Origin of the sequence: Microbacterium sp. SD291, assembly GCF_017355365.1 — a bacterium.
Classification (GTDB): domain Bacteria; phylum Actinomycetota; class Actinomycetes; order Actinomycetales; family Microbacteriaceae; genus Microbacterium.
Genome location: NZ_JADIJR010000004.1, coordinates 119,769 through 135,807 on the forward strand (window position 1 = coordinate 119,769; position 16,039 = coordinate 135,807).

Annotated in this window: 13 protein-coding genes; 6 read left to right on the forward strand and 7 right to left on the reverse strand. The window is 69.5% G+C overall.

Features of this window, described 5'->3' with window-relative positions; translation table 11 throughout:
* Window positions 1-65 precede the first annotated feature (65 nt).
* The 3 genes from IPV10_RS03880 to IPV10_RS03890 are packed head-to-tail and all read left to right on the forward strand — an operon-like array spanning window position 66 to window position 2,879.
* Entirely contained in the window at window positions 66-803 is a 738-nt protein-coding gene (locus tag IPV10_RS03880) for a DUF1684 domain-containing protein (protein WP_207480606.1), read from the forward strand.
* Between the two features lie 27 nt (window positions 804-830).
* Window positions 831-1,880 (forward strand): biotin/lipoate A/B protein ligase family protein, encoded by a 1,050-nt coding sequence (locus IPV10_RS03885; RefSeq protein WP_207480608.1) that lies wholly within the window; start codon window positions 831-833, stop codon window positions 1,878-1,880.
* Window positions 1,881-1,910: 30 nt separating this feature from the next.
* On the forward strand, window positions 1,911-2,879 hold the full coding sequence (locus IPV10_RS03890; RefSeq protein ID WP_207480610.1) for a site-specific DNA-methyltransferase: 969 nt from the start codon (window positions 1,911-1,913) through the stop codon (window positions 2,877-2,879).
* Between the two features lie 41 nt (window positions 2,880-2,920).
* Here IPV10_RS03890 and IPV10_RS03895 read toward each other — a convergent pair whose 3' ends face one another.
* From IPV10_RS03895 to galT, 5 genes are all read right to left on the reverse strand, one after another.
* Window positions 2,921-4,324, reverse strand: a complete 1,404-nt coding sequence (locus IPV10_RS03895) for an FAD-binding oxidoreductase (protein WP_207480612.1) — start codon at window positions 4,322-4,324, stop codon at window positions 2,921-2,923.
* Between the two features lie 67 nt (window positions 4,325-4,391).
* A complete protein-coding gene (locus IPV10_RS03900; RefSeq protein WP_207480614.1) occupies window positions 4,392-4,859 on the reverse strand; it encodes an Lrp/AsnC family transcriptional regulator in 468 nt (155 codons plus the stop codon).
* 120 nt (window positions 4,860-4,979) lie between these two features.
* Window positions 4,980-5,957, reverse strand: a complete 978-nt coding sequence (gene galE / locus IPV10_RS03905) for a UDP-glucose 4-epimerase GalE (RefSeq protein WP_207480616.1) — start codon at window positions 5,955-5,957, stop codon at window positions 4,980-4,982.
* Between the two features lie 33 nt (window positions 5,958-5,990).
* Window positions 5,991-7,301: a galactokinase gene (galK, locus tag IPV10_RS03910; RefSeq protein ID WP_207480618.1), complete on the reverse strand. Its 1,311-nt coding sequence runs from the start codon at window positions 7,299-7,301 to the stop codon at window positions 5,991-5,993.
* Window positions 7,298-8,473 (reverse strand): galactose-1-phosphate uridylyltransferase, encoded by a 1,176-nt coding sequence (galT, locus tag IPV10_RS03915; RefSeq protein WP_307861048.1) that lies wholly within the window; start codon window positions 8,471-8,473, stop codon window positions 7,298-7,300. The genes galK and galT overlap by 4 nt, the downstream gene beginning before the upstream one ends.
* 182 nt (window positions 8,474-8,655) lie before the next feature.
* Between galT and IPV10_RS03920 the strand changes: the two genes are divergently transcribed.
* The gene (locus IPV10_RS03920) at window positions 8,656-9,612 is read left to right on the forward strand and encodes a LacI family DNA-binding transcriptional regulator (RefSeq protein WP_207480710.1); all 957 of its coding nucleotides are present in this window, start codon (window positions 8,656-8,658) and stop codon (window positions 9,610-9,612) included.
* Between the two features lie 2 nt (window positions 9,613-9,614).
* On the opposite strand, the gene IPV10_RS03925 is transcribed toward IPV10_RS03920, so the two are convergent.
* Together IPV10_RS03925 and IPV10_RS03930 are read right to left on the reverse strand one after the other, a co-directional pair.
* Complete coding sequence (locus IPV10_RS03925) at window positions 9,615-10,718, reverse strand: substrate-binding domain-containing protein (RefSeq protein ID WP_207480622.1); 1,104 nt, start codon at window positions 10,716-10,718, stop codon at window positions 9,615-9,617.
* A complete protein-coding gene (locus IPV10_RS03930; protein ID WP_307861049.1) occupies window positions 10,715-12,652 on the reverse strand; it encodes a heparinase II/III family protein in 1,938 nt (645 codons plus the stop codon). Before IPV10_RS03930 ends, IPV10_RS03925 begins: the two co-directional genes overlap by 4 nt.
* 144 nt (window positions 12,653-12,796) lie before the next feature.
* Here IPV10_RS03930 and IPV10_RS03935 point away from each other — a divergent pair, with 144 nt between their 5' ends.
* Window positions 12,797-14,698 carry a DUF2264 domain-containing protein gene (locus tag IPV10_RS03935; protein ID WP_207480626.1) on the forward strand — a complete coding sequence of 634 codons (1,902 nt, stop codon included), beginning with the start codon at window positions 12,797-12,799 and terminating at the stop codon, window positions 14,696-14,698.
* A 56-nt stretch (window positions 14,699-14,754) separates the two neighbouring features.
* Window positions 14,755-16,035: an extracellular solute-binding protein gene (locus IPV10_RS03940; protein WP_207480628.1), complete on the forward strand. Its 1,281-nt coding sequence runs from the start codon at window positions 14,755-14,757 to the stop codon at window positions 16,033-16,035.
* The last annotated feature ends 4 nt before the right edge of the window (window positions 16,036-16,039 follow it).

Here is a 16,039-nt window from a genome sequence, read left to right on the forward strand (position 1 = left end):
GTGACGTCTTCCCCTCCTCACCCTCTCCCCGCGGCATAGATTCGCGGCGAGAGGGAGGTGCGACGATGAGCTTCGAGATCGAGTGGCACATCTGGCACGCGTCGAGGGAGAGCTACGCGGGGGCGGAGTACGGGCCGGCGGCGCTGGAGTCGACCAACTGGCTGATCACGGAGCCGGCGGCCGTCGAAGGCGTGCCTGGGCTCTGGGCGCTGACCGGCGACGGCGGCATCCGCGGCAGCGACCTGGGTGCGGAGGGCGCGAGCGTGACGCTTCGCGGTCGCGACACCATCCGGCTCGGCCGCCGCGAGCTGCGGGTCTTCGACCGCCAGGGGACGGTCGGGCTGCGGGTCTTCAATCCGCAGCGCCCGCAGCGGCAGCGCTTCAGCGCGATCGACGCCTACCCGCCGCGCGCGCACTGGCGGGTGCCCGCCGTGTTCGAGCCCGCGCTCGACGAGCAGATCACCGTCACCGCCGTCGACGGCGTGCAGCACCAGGCGGCGCTCGCCGGCCGGCTGAGGTTCGAGCTCGACGGCATCCGGCTGACCCTCGCGACGACCCGCGGTGCGCAGGGTGCGCTCAGCGCGGTGTTCGCCGACGGGACGAACGGCCTGGAGACCTACCGGTTCCGCTTCCTGCCGATCGACGAGCCGGCGCCAGACGGCACGGCCGTGATCGACTTCAACCGGGCCTATCTGCCGCCGTGCGCGTTCTCCGACCAGTTCGTCTGCCCGCTCCCGCCGGACGAGAACCGCTTCTCGGTGCCGATCAGGGCGGGGGAGCGCGCGGTCGTGCTCGGGCGCTGAGTCGCGCTCGCGGCTTAAGCTGGGACCGTGCACGGTGAATACAAGGTCCCAGGTGGAAAGCTGGTCGTCGTCGACCTCGACATCGAGGACGGCCGCATCGCTCGCTTCCGGCTCGCCGGCGACTTCTTCCTCGAGCCGGACACGGCGCTGGACGACATCGACGATGCGGTCACGGGGCTCCCGGTGGAGACGGATGCCTCGGCCATCGCCGCGGCCGTGCGCGCCGCGCTGCCCGAGGGAGCGCAGCTGCTCGGCTTCACCCCGGAGGCTGTCGGCACCGCGGTGCGCCGCGCCCTGGTCACAGCTCCGGGGTGGCGCGACTTCGACTGGGAGGTCGTGCACGACAAGGCGGTCTCGCCGCGCATGAACCTCGCCCTCGACGAAGTCCTCACCTCTCGCGTGGGCGAGGGGCGCCGGCGCCCGACGCTGCGGATCTGGGAGTGGGACCAGTCGGCCGTCGTGATCGGATCGTTCCAGTCGTACCGAAACGAGGTCGATCCGGAGGGCGCAGCCCGTCACGGCTTCGACGTCGTGCGGCGGATCTCCGGCGGTGGCGCGATGCTCATGGCCGCGGGGCAGATCATCACGTACTCGCTGTACGTGCCTGCCTCGCTGGTTCAGGGGATGACCTTCGCCGACTCGTACGCTTTCCTCGACGACTGGGTGCTGCAGGCGCTTCGGTCCCTCGGCATCGACGCGATCTACCAGCCGCTCAACGACATCGCGAGCTCCACCGGCAAGATCGGCGGCGCCGCGCAGAAGCGCCTCGCGAACGGGGGAGTGCTGCACCACGCCACTCTGTCGTACGACATCGACGGTCAGACGATGACCGAGGTGCTGCGGATCGGGCGCGAGAAGCTCAGCGACAAGGGCACGACGTCTGCGGCGAAGCGCGTGGACCCGCTGCGGAGCCAGACGGGCCTTCCGCGCGCAGAGATCATCGAGCGCTTCAAGGACACCTTCCGCTCGCTGACGGATGCCGAGGTCGGCACGATCGCGCCCGACGAGTACGCCGAGGCCGAGGCCCTCGTGGCGTCGAAGTTCGCGACCGACGCCTGGCTGCACCGTGTCCCCTGAGCGCACCGTGTCCCTGAAGCGCAGGGCTCCGTGACCTCGGTCGTCGAACGCGCGGAGCGAGAGGAGACGCCGCTCGGCGCGGTCACCGTCATCGAGGGCGACAACCTCGCGGTCGCGGCGACCCTGCCCTCGGCATCCTTCACCCTGGTCTACCTGGACCCCCCCTTCAACACCGGCCGGACGCAGGAGCGCCAGGTGGTCACCGCACGCCGTGCCGCCACAACTCCGGAGAACCCGGGCGATCTCGGCCCGGATGCCGCGGTTCCGGCGGATTCGGCGGCGGATCTCCGGAGTTCTGGCGGAGCTTCGGCCGAGACCGAGATCCGGCACGGCTTCCACGGGCACCGGTACGAGCGGGTTCGCGGGATGCTGCGCGCCTACGACGACCGCTTCGACGACTACGGCTCGTTCCTGATGCCCCGGCTCGAGGAGGCCTGGCGGCTGCTCGCCGACGAGGGCACGCTGTACCTGCACCTCGACTACCGCGAGGCGCATTACGCAAAGGTGATGCTGGATGCCGTGTTCGGGCGCGACTGCTTCCTGAACGAGCTGATCTGGGCATACGACTACGGCGCGAAGTCCCGCAGCCGCTGGCCGACGAAGCACGACACGATCCTCGTCTATGTGAAGAACCCGCGCGAGTACGTGTTCAACTCCGAAGACGTCGACCGAGAGCCGTACATGGCCCCGGGTCTCGTCACGGCCGAGAAGGCCGCCCGCGGCAAGCTCCCGACCGACGTCTGGTGGCACACGATCGTGCCGACCACCGGGCGCGAGAAGACCGGATACCCGACGCAGAAGCCCGAAGGCGTCCTTCGGCGCATCGTCACGGCATCGAGCCGACCGGGCGACCGCGTGCTCGACCTCTTCGCCGGCAGCGGCACCACCGGGGCCGTCGCCTCGGCGCTCGGGCGCGAGGCCGTGCTCGTCGACGACAACCCCGAGGCGATCAGGGTGATGCGGGAGCGGATGCCGCACGCCGAGGTGACCGCGCTCTGATCCGGAACGTGAGTGCTCCGCGGCCTAGGCGGTCAGCGCACTCACGAGTCGAATCCCATGCCGACGGCGTCGAGCGCCTTCAGGAACAGGTTGCGCCTGCCCTCGTTGTGGTCCGCCCGGTTCATCGCGGCTCGCACGAGGTTGATGCCGATCGCCGCCGCAGGCTCCGGCGGGAACGGGATCGGCTTCTCGCGGACCATCCGCAGCTCGGTCCGCTCGGTCGCGACGCCCGACAGCCGGTCGAGCATGACGTCGGCGGCGAAGCGGGCGGCGCCGACGCCGAGTCCGGTGAATCCTGTCGCGTAGGCCACGCGCCCCCGGCGCGCGGTGCCGAAGAACGCGCAGAAGCGGCTCGAGGAGTCGATCGCGCCGGCCCACCGGTGCGTGAAGCGCAGGCCCTCGAGCTGCGGGAACGTCGTGAAGAAGTGCGAGGCGAGCCTGCGGTGACTCTCCATGCGGTCCTCGTACTCCGGGCGAACCTTGCCGCCGAAGTGGTAGACCGCGTCGTACCCGCCGAACAGGATGCGGTTGTCACCGGTGAGCCGGTAGTAGTGGAACTGATTCGCGCTGTCGGCGAGCCCCTGGCGGTTCGACCATCCGATGGAAGCGAGCTGGGAGGCCGACAGCGGCTCCGTCATCAGCACGTAGTCGTACACGGGCACAGTCATCAGCCGGTTGCGCTTGAGCAGCGACGGGAAGACGTTGGTGCCGAGCGCCACGGCATCCGCCGTCACCCGGCCGCCCTCGGTCACCAGCGTGATCGGGCCGGAGCCGTCGCCCTCGACCGCTCGCACCAGGGAGTGCTCGTAGATCTCCACGCCGAGGTCGGCGGCGACGCGCGCCAGCTCGAGGCCGAGCTTCGAGGGGTGCACCATCGCGCAGCCCTCTCGGTCCCAGTCGCCCGCGAGGAAGGTGTCCGAGTGCACCTCGGCCTGCACCGCCTCGCGATCGAGGAAGCCGGGCTCGTCGCGGAACCATTCGACCTGATGGGGCTCGACGGCGATCGCCAGCTGACCGGTGCGCTCGAACTCCGCGTCCATGTCGTACCGACGGACCGTCTGCTCGATGCCGTCGAGGTTCTCCAGGCCCATCTCCTCGAGACGGTCGATCTCCTCCGGCCACCTGTTGACGCCGTTCTCGTGACCGTGGGTCAGGCTCGCCTCGCAGAAGCCGCCGTTGCGACCGGATGCCGCCCACGCGATGCGCGATGCCTCCAGCAGTGCCACGCGGCGGCCGGGGTCGCGCTCCTTGGCGCGGATGGCCGTCCACAGGCCCGCGTATCCTCCGCCGACGACCGCCAGGTCGACGGTCGTATGGCCCGCGAGCGCCGGATGCTCCGGGCGCTCGACGTCGTCGAGCCAGAACACGCCGAACGCGGTGCCCGTGAGGGATTCGTCGATCGCCGACTCGGCGGGACGGCGGCGCTCGAAGACAGTGGTGCCCATTGATATCGCTCCGTTGGTGGGACCCTTCGACAGGGGCAGGGACCCGATGTGGGTGCGGGGTCGCGCCTCAGCGCGTGCCCCAGTTGTAGAGGTCCTTGTAGAGCCCGGCGTAGAGCAGGCTCTCGGTGTGGGTGATGCCCGGGATCGTGCGGATGCGGGTGGCGATCAGGTCGATCAGGTGCTCGTCGCTCTCGCACACCGCCTCGACCAGGATGTCGAAGGTGCCGAGTGTGACGACCACGTAGGCCAGCTCGGTGATCTTCGTCAGCTCCTGTGCGATCGACCGCGGGTCGCTGTCGACGCGGATGCCGATCATCGACATACGATGGAATCCGAGCTGCATCGGGTCGGTGACGGCTACGATCTGGATGATCCCGGCCTCGGTCATCCGCTGCACGCGCTGGCGCGCCGCCGCTTCGCTCAGGCCGACGGCCCGGCCGATCTCGGCGTAGGGCCGGCGACCGTCCTCCTGAAGCAGCTCGACGATCTTCTTCGATACATCGTCCAGGGCAGGATGCTTCGGCGTGGAGCTCATATGACGATATTGTCATGCTGAATTGCATTCTGCAACTGATTCAGTTGTTCATGTCGCTTCAACGTCCTGAATCCGCAGAAAGTGCTCTCGACCTGCACGGTCGGCGCGTCCGGTGTGGCTTCAGTGAGCCGCGCGCCGCGCCTCCCAGCCCGTCCGCACCATGTCGTCGACCGTGTACCGCATCTTCCAGTCGAGGTCGCGGGCGGCGAGCTCGCCGGTGGCGACGATGCGATCGGGGTCGCCGGCGCGCCGGGGCCCGATCTCGGGGGTGAAGTCGATGCCGGTCACGCGCGCAACGGCATCCATGATCTGCCTGACGCTGAGGCCGTCACCGGAGCCGAGGTTGTACGCCGGCTCGAGCGGCTGCCCGGCGGCGAGGCGCTGGGCGGCGGCCACGTGGGCGGCGGCGATGTCGCCGACGTGCACGTAGTCGCGCACGTTCGTGCCGTCCTCGGTGTCGTAGTCGTCGCCGTTGATGCGCGGCGTCTCGCCCGCGATCAGCTTCTCGAACACGATCGGGAACAGGTTGTGCGGGCTGACGTCGCAGACCGACGGGTCGGCGGAGCCGACGACGTTGAAGTACCGGAGCGAGGTGTGCCGGAGCGGCGTCTCAGACTCTGCGGTCGCGACGGCCTGGTCGCGCAGCAGCCATTCGCCGATGAGCTTGGACTCGCCGTACGGGCTGGCCGGCTTCTTCTCGGTGCTCTCGACGACGAGCGGCACGTCGGGGGTGCCGAACACGGCGGCCGACGAGGAGAACACGATGCTGCCCACGCCCGCGGCATCCATCGCCTCGAGGATCACCCGCGTGCCCTCGACGTTCTGCGCGTAGGTGTGCAGCGGGCGCTGCACCGAGACGCCGGCGTACTTGAAGCCCGCGACGTGGATGACGCCCACTGCGGCGTGGTCGCGGAGCGCCTTCTCGACGAGCTCGCGATCGAGGATGCTGCCCTGCACGAAGGGCACGCCCTCCGGCACGAACGACGCGACGCCGCTGGAGAGGTCGTCGAGCACGACGGGGGAGAGGCCTGCGTCCGCAAGGGCCCGTACGACGTGCGATCCGATGTAGCCGGCGCCGCCGGTGACGATCCAGGACATGCTTCTCCTTCAGAGGGACTGATGCCTATTGTCTCAGGCGTCGCGGTGCGCGCCGGCGGACGGCGTCACGGTGAACAGCAGCGGATCGGCGAAACCGGATGCCGCGAACGCGGCGGCCACGGCATCCGACACCGCCTGCACGGAGTCCTGCTCGACCAGGGCGATCGCCGCTCCGCCGAAGCCTCCGCCGGTCATCCGCGCCCCGAGGGCACCTGCCGCCAGCGCCGCCTCGACGGCGGTGTCGAGCTCGGGCACCGAGATCTCGAAGTCGTCGCGCATGGAGACGTGCGAGGCGACGAGCAGATCGCCGATCGCGCGGGCGCCCTTCGTGCGCAGCACCTCGACGGTATCGAGCACCCGCTGGTTCTCGGTCACGATGTGGCGCACGCGGCGGAAGGTGACGTCGTCCATCAGCTCCTGCGCGCGCGGCAGGTCATCGACGGACACATCGCGCAGCGCCGCGACGCCCATGATGGACGCGCCGAGCTCGCAGGATGCGCGGCGCTCACGGTAGCCGCCGGTGGAGTGCGCATGCTGGACGCGGGTGTCCATCACGAGGATCGCGAGGCCCGCCTCAGCGATGCCGACCGGCACCAGCTGCGCCTCCAGGGTGCGGCAGTCGAGGAAGATCGCGCTGTCCGGCTCGCCGAGCATCGACGCCATCTGGTCCATGATCCCGGTGGGGGCGCCGACGGCCTCGTTCTCGGCGCGGCGGCCGACGCGGGCGAGTGCGGTGCGATCGAGGCCGGCGTTCCACAGGTCGTTGAGGGCGGATGCCGCCGCACCCTCGATCGCCGCCGAAGACGAGAGTCCCGCGCCGACGGGGACGTCGGAGGCGATCGCGATGTCGACGCCGGTGGCAGCAGCCGCCGCACTGGCGTGGCGCAGCGCCCAGGCGACCCCGAGCGGGTACGCGGCCCACTCCGGGACCGCGGGCTTTCCTTCTGAACCGGGTCCCTCTTCCGAACCGGGTCCCTCTTCTGAACCGGGTCCCTCTTCCGAACTGGGTCCCTCTTCCGAACTGGGTCCCTCTTCTGAACCGGGTCCCTGAGCCTGTCGAAGGGTGGGGAACAGCTCGTCGAGATCGTCGATGGCGACCTCGACCGCCTCGTCGGCGATCGTCGACACGACGCGCACCCGGCCGTCGTCACGGACGCCGACGGCGGCGACCGTGCGGTGCGGGATCGCGAACGGCAGCACGAACCCGTCGTTGTAGTCGGTGTGCTCGCCGATGAGGTTCGCGCGACCCGGTGCCGACCAGAGGCCGTCGGGCTCGCGGCCCGTCAGCTCGGTGAACAGCGCGCGTGCGGCGTCCCTGGTGGTGGTCGAATCGGTGACGGTCATGCGGATGCCCTTTCGATGGCCTCGCGGATGCGGGCGGCGCCCTGCTCTGGGGTGACCTCGGCGGCCCACGCCCACATGGCGGCCTCGGAGCCGGCGAGGAACTTCAGCTTGTCGGCGGCCCGTCGCGGGCTGGTGAGCTGCAGATGCAGGCGCACGCTGTCGCGGCCGACGTTCACGGGAGCCTGGTGCCAGGCGGCGATGTACGGGGTCGGGGTCTCGTAGAGAGCGTCCACGCCGCGCAGCAGCTTCAGGTAGAGCGGAGCGAGCTCGTCGCGCTCTGCATCCGTCGTCTCGGCGAAGTCGGGCACATGGCGGTGCGGCATGAGGTGCACCTCGAGCGGCCAGCGGGCGGCGAACGGGACGAACGCCGTCCAGTGCTCTCCCTGGAACACGACCCGGTCCGACTCCTGCTCGAACTCGAGGATGCGCTGGAACAGGTCGGGGGCGGTGCGGTCGATGCTCTCGAGCAGACGCGTGGTGCGCGGCGTGACGTACGGGTACGCGTAGATCTGCCCGTGCGGGTGCGGCAGCGTGACGCCGATCGCCTCGCCGCGGTTCTCGAACGGGAAGATCTGCTCGATGCCGGGGAGCTTCGAGAGCGCCGCGGTGCGGTCGGCCCAGGCCTCGATCACGGTGCGGGCGCGCGTGACCGACTGCGTGCCGAACGAGCCGGTGTGCTCCGGGCTGAAGCAGACGACCTCGCAGCGGCCGACCGACGTGCGAGTGCGGCCGAGGCCGAGTGCCGCCAGGTCGTCGAGCCCGCGCGGCGGGTTGCCTGCGGCGGGCGCCGCGCCGAACACCTCGGCGAGTGCGGGCCCGAACGCGGGCGAGCGGTTCTCGAACACGGCGACGTCGTAGCGGGACGGCACCTCGGAGGGGTTCGTCGGCGATTGCGGGGCGAGGGGGTCGGCGTCCGCGCTCGGCATCATCACGCGGTTCTGGCGGTTCGCCGCGACCGTGATCCAGTCGCCGGTGAGGACGTCGAGACGCATGGTCGCCGTCTCGCCGCGCGGGTCGAGCGTGCGCGCGTCGACCGATCGCTCGGCGTCGAGCGCGGTGTCGGGGTCGTCGTAGTAGATCAGCTCGCGGCCGTCGGCCAGCGTGGTGGCGCGCTTGATGACGCCGGCGGTGAGCTGCTCGGCCCGCAACTCCGGAGATTCGATCGTGTTCACGTAAACATGGTTACACAGGGACCGTGGTAACGTCAACATTCCGAAGTTGTGGAGACAGGACTGGGTGGAGGATGCCGGTGAGCGACAGCGATCTCGGGTCCGCGGGGCGGTCGGGGACGCACGGAGGGGCTGTCTCGTCGGGGCGTGCCTCCTCGGGCCGCGTCTCGTCGGGTCGCGTCTCGATGGCGATGGTCGCCTCTCGTGCGGGCGTCTCGGGACAGACCGTCTCGCGAGTGGTCAACGACAGCCCGCGGGTCGATCCGGCCACTCGAGAGCGCGTCGAGAAGGCGATGGCCGAGCTCGGCTACCGTCCGCATCGCGCGGCCAGGGCACTGCGCACCGGCCGTTCGCAGACCATCGGCCTCGTCGTGACGACCCTCGCCACGGTCGGCAACTCGCGGATGCTGCAGGCGACAGCCGAAGCGGCCGGCGAGCGCGGGTACGCCCTCACGGTCGTCACCGCGGCTGCGGGTGTCGCCGTGGCGTTCGAGCGGCTCGCCGAGCAGGAGGTCGACGGCGCGATCGTGCTGAACGAGGCATCGGCCCAGGTCGCCGAGGCGGCACGACCCGCCGGCCTCCGGCTCGTGGTCGTCGACGCGCCGACCGATGCCGAGTTCACGGCCGTGCACAGCGATCACGCCGGCGGTGCTGCGACGGCCACGGCTCACCTGCTCGCACTGGGGCACGAGACCGTCCACCACCTCGCAGGCCCCGCCGACTCGTTCGCGGCCGCCGAGCGGGAGAGCGGCTGGCGCGCGGCCCTGACCGCAGCGGGGATCGAGGTGCCCGCTGCGGTGCGCGGCGACTGGAGCGCGGCATCGGGGTTCGCCGCGGGAAGCGCCCTGGTGGCGGCATCCGCCGTGTTCTGCGCCAACGATCAGATGGCGCTCGGCCTGGTCCGCGCACTCGCCGACGCGGGACGCCGCGTGCCCGAGGACGTCAGCGTGATCGGCTTCGACGACGTGCCGGATGCCGCGAACTACCGTCCGCCGCTGACCACGATCAGGCAGGACTTCACCGCCCTCGCCCAGCGCGCCGTGACGGCCCTGGTCGCCGACATCGAGGGCGCTGCACCCGAGACGTTCCTCGCTGTCGTGCCGACGTCGCTGGTCGAGCGCAGCAGTACAGCCCCACGATAGAGCTACTCGGCGGCGTGCGCCGTCGACTGCCGAATTTTCAGCGTGGGGCTGAGCACCACGCGGTGCACCGGCCGGTCCGGATCGGCGATGCGCCGGGCCACCAGGTCGATGGCGGCCGCACCGACACCGGCGCGCGGCGGGCTCACTGCGGTGAGCGCCGGTGTGAAGAGCCTCGCCACCTCATCGTCGTAGGCGATGACGGACAGGTCGTCCGGTACGGAGATGCCGCGGTTGAGCGCGATGTCGATGAAGGCCATCGCCTCCGGGTCGGAGTGGATCAGCAGCCCCGTCACGCCGGTGGCCAGCGCCGTGTCGATCGCGGCGTTCACAGCGGCCGTGAATCCGGGGCCGTTGCGATCAGGGAACTGGCTTTCGAAATGCTCAGACGGATTCAGCTCCAGTTCTTCGCACGCGGTCGCCCAACCCTTCACGATCTTGCGTCCTGTCGGCGACTCGCGCGACAGAATCAGCCCGACCTTGCGGTGACCGAGTGCGGCGAGGTGGCGCGCCGCGAGCACCGCGCCGAGCGCGTGATCGGTGGTGACGCTTTCGACCGGTTCGCGACCCGGCAGCACCATCGCGTCGCGTTCGACGAAAACGGTGGGGATGCCGCTTTCATCAATCCACTGCACGACATCCTGCGCGTGCTCGGCGTCTGGATTCGGTGCGACGATCAGGCCGCGAACGTCGTCACCGGCAACGAGCCGCTCCAGCACGGGGCGCTCGTCTTGCAGCTCGTACGAGGCGCCACGCAGCAGGAGCGTGAGACCACGTCGCCGTGCCTCCTCTTCCATACCGCGCACGACCCCTGGCCAGTAGTAGTTCAGCGACGGCACGAGTACGGCGATCGATCCGCCAGCAACAGGTGATCCAGCAGGACCAGCAGCAGAATCAGAACCTGTAGACGTCACCGGCACCGCCCCGCCGTGCACGCGCTCGAGGTGCCCCTCCTCTTCAAGCTGCTGCAGGTCGCGGCGCAGCGTGACGGCGGCAACCCGCAGATCTTCAGACAGCTGCGAGACGCGCACGATGCCGTCTCTTTCCAACGCCGACAGTATGTGCGCGTGGCGCGCGTGCGCCAGCGGTGCGTGCTGTTGGTCGGTCATCGCTTCACCCTCCGAAGGCTCGCCCGTTCACCGGGCGTCGCTGTGTCTCTTTCTACCCCGACTGTGACGCTTCTGCGTGCGCTCGCGTCGAGCTCGATGCGGGTGAGTCGAGTGCCCCACACGTCACTGAGCATCGGATCGTCAAGTTCGCGCACCGCCAGTTGCACTGAGATGTCGTCTGGCCAACTGACGATCAGCGGCGACGCCCCAGCGATCGGCGTGATCAGCGCGCCTCCGGCGATCAATACGACGTCACCGGCGACCAGCATCCTTATGCTGACGGCACCGTCGACGTCCCACGCATCATCGATGCGGATGGCCGATGCGCCCCGGTCGAGCGTCGCCGTGCGTCGCCACGATCGCAGTCGCTCGATGGGGTACGCGCCGGCGATATCGAGCGACAGGGCAGAGACGGCATCCGTCAGCATCGCTGTCGCGTCGGCGGCCGCAGACGAGGTGCCTGCGCTCTGCGCGGTTCCGGCGATCTCAGGCACGTTGTGCCACGAGCTCTGCATCGTCCAGATGTCGTACCGGCCGGGCCCGAACGTGGCCTTGGTGTAGGTCGGGCGCCCAGCGTCGATGATGACCGGAACCCCATCGGATGCCACGACGAACGACCCGACATCGTTGTGGTTGTGGTGCTCACCGTTGTGCCCGCCCTTGATCGCGAGCGTCAGCCCTGCGGCAGAGCCCGCCTGCTCCCTCGCCAGCAGCACCTGCGTCGACGGCAGCCAGACATCGCGAGGCAGGGGGGACACCGCAGCGGATGCCGACACCCACGCAGTATCGGTGAGCGCGCGCACGAGCCGGCCGAGGCCTGCGGCTTCGCTCGGATCGACGTCGCGGTGGGCAGCGGCGTGAGCTGCAGCATCCGCATCGCCGATCTGCAGCGCCGCCCGATGCAGTGCCTGCCATGGCTGATCGGCGCTGACTCTGGCCTGGCCGTCGGCGAGGTTGAGGTACCACTCGCCACCCAGGTGGCTGCGATGGGGGAAGGCGACGGTCTCGCGCAGCGCGCCGATCTCGCGGGCATCGAGAGCGCCGACAGTTGCGAACGAGAGCGCATCGAGTGCTTCGAGAGCGCGGCACGCGCCGTTCCACCAGTACGCGTATCCCTCGTCGATCGCCCCGTCGGCAGGCAGCACCGACACGTACCTGTCAAGCCCTTCGACAACGAGGCTGAGGATCTCGGTGCGAACGTCGACCTCGGCCGGGTCGTCGAGCAGACGGAGCGCGGCGACCAGCACATTGCCATGAATCCACGGATTCCAGTTGCGCACATCGCCGTCGAGCCCCAGCCAGTGCCAGTCGCGGCGGGCGAGGAATGGGGTGAAGATGCGCGTGCGCGCCTCGTGGCGGATGCGCGAGCGGATGCCGGGCGCCCGCACGTCGAGCTGGTCGCCGAGGACGTGGTCGATCCAGGCGAGCTGTCCGACGACTTCGCCGGCACCGAGGTCGAGGTACGGGTCGGTGACGGTGGCGAGCACGCTGCCGTGCCGCTCGAAGGTGTCGTCGTGTGCCGGCCAGCACCATGAACTCTGTTCGCACAGGAGCTGAACGCCGTCGACGACCTCGTCGATCCAGGCATCATCGAGCGAGATCGCTGCGGCGATGACGGCGCGGCTCAGCCGATGCTGCCGGGCGAAAGCGGTTTGCTCCCAGGTGCTGCGGTCGCCGTCGCGGTGCACTCGGGCAGCGGCGCTTGCGAGCGGCTGCGGCCATGGCGTCGTTCGATCCGCCTCGGCCCTGGTCACAAGCGCCGAGGCGGAGGCTGCGGTCCATGCGCTGCGGTCGCTCGCCGTCGGGGCAGGAAGGGCGTGGCCGGCGGCGGAGAGCGCCTCCGCAACCGGGCCGAATGTCGCGGCGAGAACGCCGCGGAACGGGGCGTCGACGGCATCCGCTTTCGCGCTGCTCTCGTCTTCGAGGGAGATCACGAGAATCATCTTAGCTGATCGAAAATGATCGGTTGTCATTCTTTTGAGGATTGTTATGATCGAAATAGGGTGATAATCTCCTAACGCTCGCGAACGGTCGCCGCCGAGGTGCGAGCAGCCGAACAGTCTTCAAAGGAGAACCCTGTGACGTCCGAGTGCACCGAATGGACCCGCCAGGATCTGGTGGCCTTCGCCGACCGGCTTCTTGACGCCGCGCTGCCGTGGGCGTCCGAGAGCGGTGCGCGCATCACGCCCCCAGGAGCTTCCGGCGGGTACGGCGTCGACATCGACGGGCTCGAGGGTTTCGCCCGCACGTTCCTCCTCGCCGGCTTCCGCATCGTCGGGGCACGCGGCGAAGGCGTCGACCATCTCATCGACTTCTACTCCCGCGGTATCGCCGCCGGCGTCGACCCCGAGGCTCCCGACCGGTGGGTGCGCCTCGACGAGCACGGTCAGGCGAAGGTGGAAGCGGCGTCGCTCGCGCTCATCCTCGATATGACGCGGCCATGGATCTGGGATCGCCTGGACGAAGTCACACAGCAGCGCGTCATCGACTATTTCGCCCCCGCGGTCGGCGACGACACGTACCCGCGCACCAACTGGCTGTGGTTCCGCCTCGTTGTGCAGACCTTCCTTCGTTCGGTCGGCGGACCCTGGTCGCAGGCCGATGTCGACGCCGACCTGGCGCTGCACGACTCATTCGCGCGGGAGGGCGGCTGGCTCTCCGACGGGGACGAGCGCTCGTACGACCACTACGTCGGCTGGGCGCTGCACCTGTACCCGACACTGTGGGCGCGGATGCAGGGCGCCGACGAACTTGCCGGCGGACGAACCGTCCGCGACACCGCGCTCCTCGACGAGTACCTGCAAGACGCCGTCGCCCTCGTCGGTGCAGACGGATCTCCGCTCATTCAAGGGCGCAGCCTCGTCTACCGTTTCGCCGCCGCCGCGCCGTTCTGGGTCGGCGTGCTTGCCGGGGTGCCGTCGGTCTCGCCGGGTCGACTGCGGCGCGCGGCATCGCGCATCGTCGAGCATTTCGCCGACAACGGTGTTCCGAACGCGCAGGGGCTGCTCGACCTCGGCTGGCATCACGAGTGGCGCCGGCTGGCGCAGAACTACTCCGGCACCGGCTCGCCCTACTGGGCGGCCAAGGGCCTGCTCGGCATCGCGCTTCCGGCCGATCACCCGGTGTGGGCTGCCGAAACCGAACCGCTCCCTTCGGAGCAGGGGCCCACGCTTCGCGCCGTTCCCGCCGCCGGCTGGGTCATCGCCACGACCGACGACGGCATCGCCATGATCATCAACCACGGAACCGACCACGCGCTGCCAGGCTCGCTGGCAGGCGACTCCCCGCTCTACGCGCGCATCGGCTACTCCACTGCGACCAGCCCGCTCCTCAACGGCGACGCTTGGCAGGAACCGCTCGAACAGGCCGTCACTCTCGTGCACTCGGACGGCCGCGCGACGCACCGCACCGGCATGGCGCTGCTCGACACCCGCGTCGAGGGTGGCGTCGGCATCGCCGGATCCGCCGCCGCCGCCCACTGGATTGCGCCAGCCGCAACCCAGGTGCGCCACGGCTCTGGCATCGCCGGTGACGTGACGATCGCCGGCCACCTGACCACCTGGTCGGTCGTACGCGGCGCATGGGAAGTGCGGTTGGTGCGTATCGACAGTCTCGAAGCGGATGCCGCACCCACCGCGCTGCGCTTCGGAGGGTGGGCGATCGCAGCGGCAGAAGCAACGACAGACGAGGTCGCCGCAGGCCGTGCCTCGGTCTCAGCCGACGGCCGCGTCAGCACGATCGTCGCGCTCACCCCCGGCGGAGCGCCGGCTATCGCGCACCGCACCAACGCCAGCCCCCTCGGCGACAGTGCCGCGGTGCCGACGATCGACTTCCCCGCCACGACCGGCGAGTGGGTTGCTGTCGCCGTGCACCTCGGCGGTAGCGCAGCATCCGCTCCCGCCGTCGTCATCGACGATCACATCACCATCACCTGGCCGGACGCCACCACCACCGACTTCACTGACGCCCGCACGGCGTAAAGCCGCGCGGATACCCTGACCCATTCGTGGGCACCATTGCAAAGGAGCAGCACCTCATGAACCGAAAGATCCTCGCCGCGGGCAGCATTGCAGCTGTCGCGGCTCTTGCCCTGGCCGGTTGCAGCGGCGGCGCCGCCGAAACCGCCGACCCCGATGCGCCGGTGAAGCTGAGCATCTCGGGCTGGAGCATCGATACGACGCCCGAGTTCCAGTTGCTCGCCGACGCCTTCGAGAAGACGCACGACAACGTCACGATCGAGCTGAAGGAATACGACCCGGCCGAGTACAACACTCTGGTCACCGCCGACCTCGCTGCAGGCTCTGGCCCCGACATCATCACCCAGAAGGAGGTCAAGTACGTCACCACCTTCCAGGAGGGCGGCCAGCTGCTCGACGTCTCTGATGTGTCGCTGCCCGACGGCATCGGCGGCGCCGACTCGTACAAGGTCGATGGCGTCTCGTACGCGGTGCCCTACCGCCAGGACTCCTGGGTGCTCTTCTACAACAAGGCGCTGTTCGACGCGGCCGGCGTCGAACACCCCGACGGCTCGTGGACGTGGGGCGACTACGCAGACGCCGCAGATGCGCTGACGACGGATGCCGCCAAGGGCACGTACCTGCACCGCTGGCAGTCCACCGTTCAGGGCTTCGCCAACGCGCAGTCGGGCAGCGACATCCTCGAGGGTGACTACGGCTACCTGAAGGACTTCTACGAGAACACGCTGGCGCTGCAGGATGCCGGTGCGCAGGTCGATTTCAACACCTCGACCGCGAACCAGCTGACCTACCAGGGTGAGTTCGGCACGCAGAAGGCCGCCATGCTTCCGATGGGCTCGTGGTACACCGCGACGCTGATCGCGCAGCAGGCGACCGGCGAGGCGAACGACTTCGAGTGGGGCATCGCGCCGATCCCGCAGGTCGACGCGTCAACGGCAGGCACGGACAACACTCCGGTGACGTTCGGTGACCCGACCGGCTTCGGCATCAACGCGAACATCGACGCGGCCAAGGTCGACGCGGCCAAGGCCTTCCTCGAGTTCGCAGCGTCTGAGGATGCAGCGCAGTTGCTCGCCGGCATCGGCATCACGCCGGCGCTGACGAACGACGCTGTCGTCGAGACGTACTTCGGCGTCGAGGGCGCACCGACCGACGACCTGTCCAAGTTCGCCTGGTCGACGCACGAGACACTGCCGGAGAACCCGACCTCCAACAAGGTCGCCGCGATCCAGGGCATCCTCGGTGACCTGCACACGGCAGTCATGAGCGGCTCGGAGTCGATCGACGACGCCATCGCAACCGCTGAGGAGCGCGTCAAGAACGAGGTCGGCCTCGACTGACCCG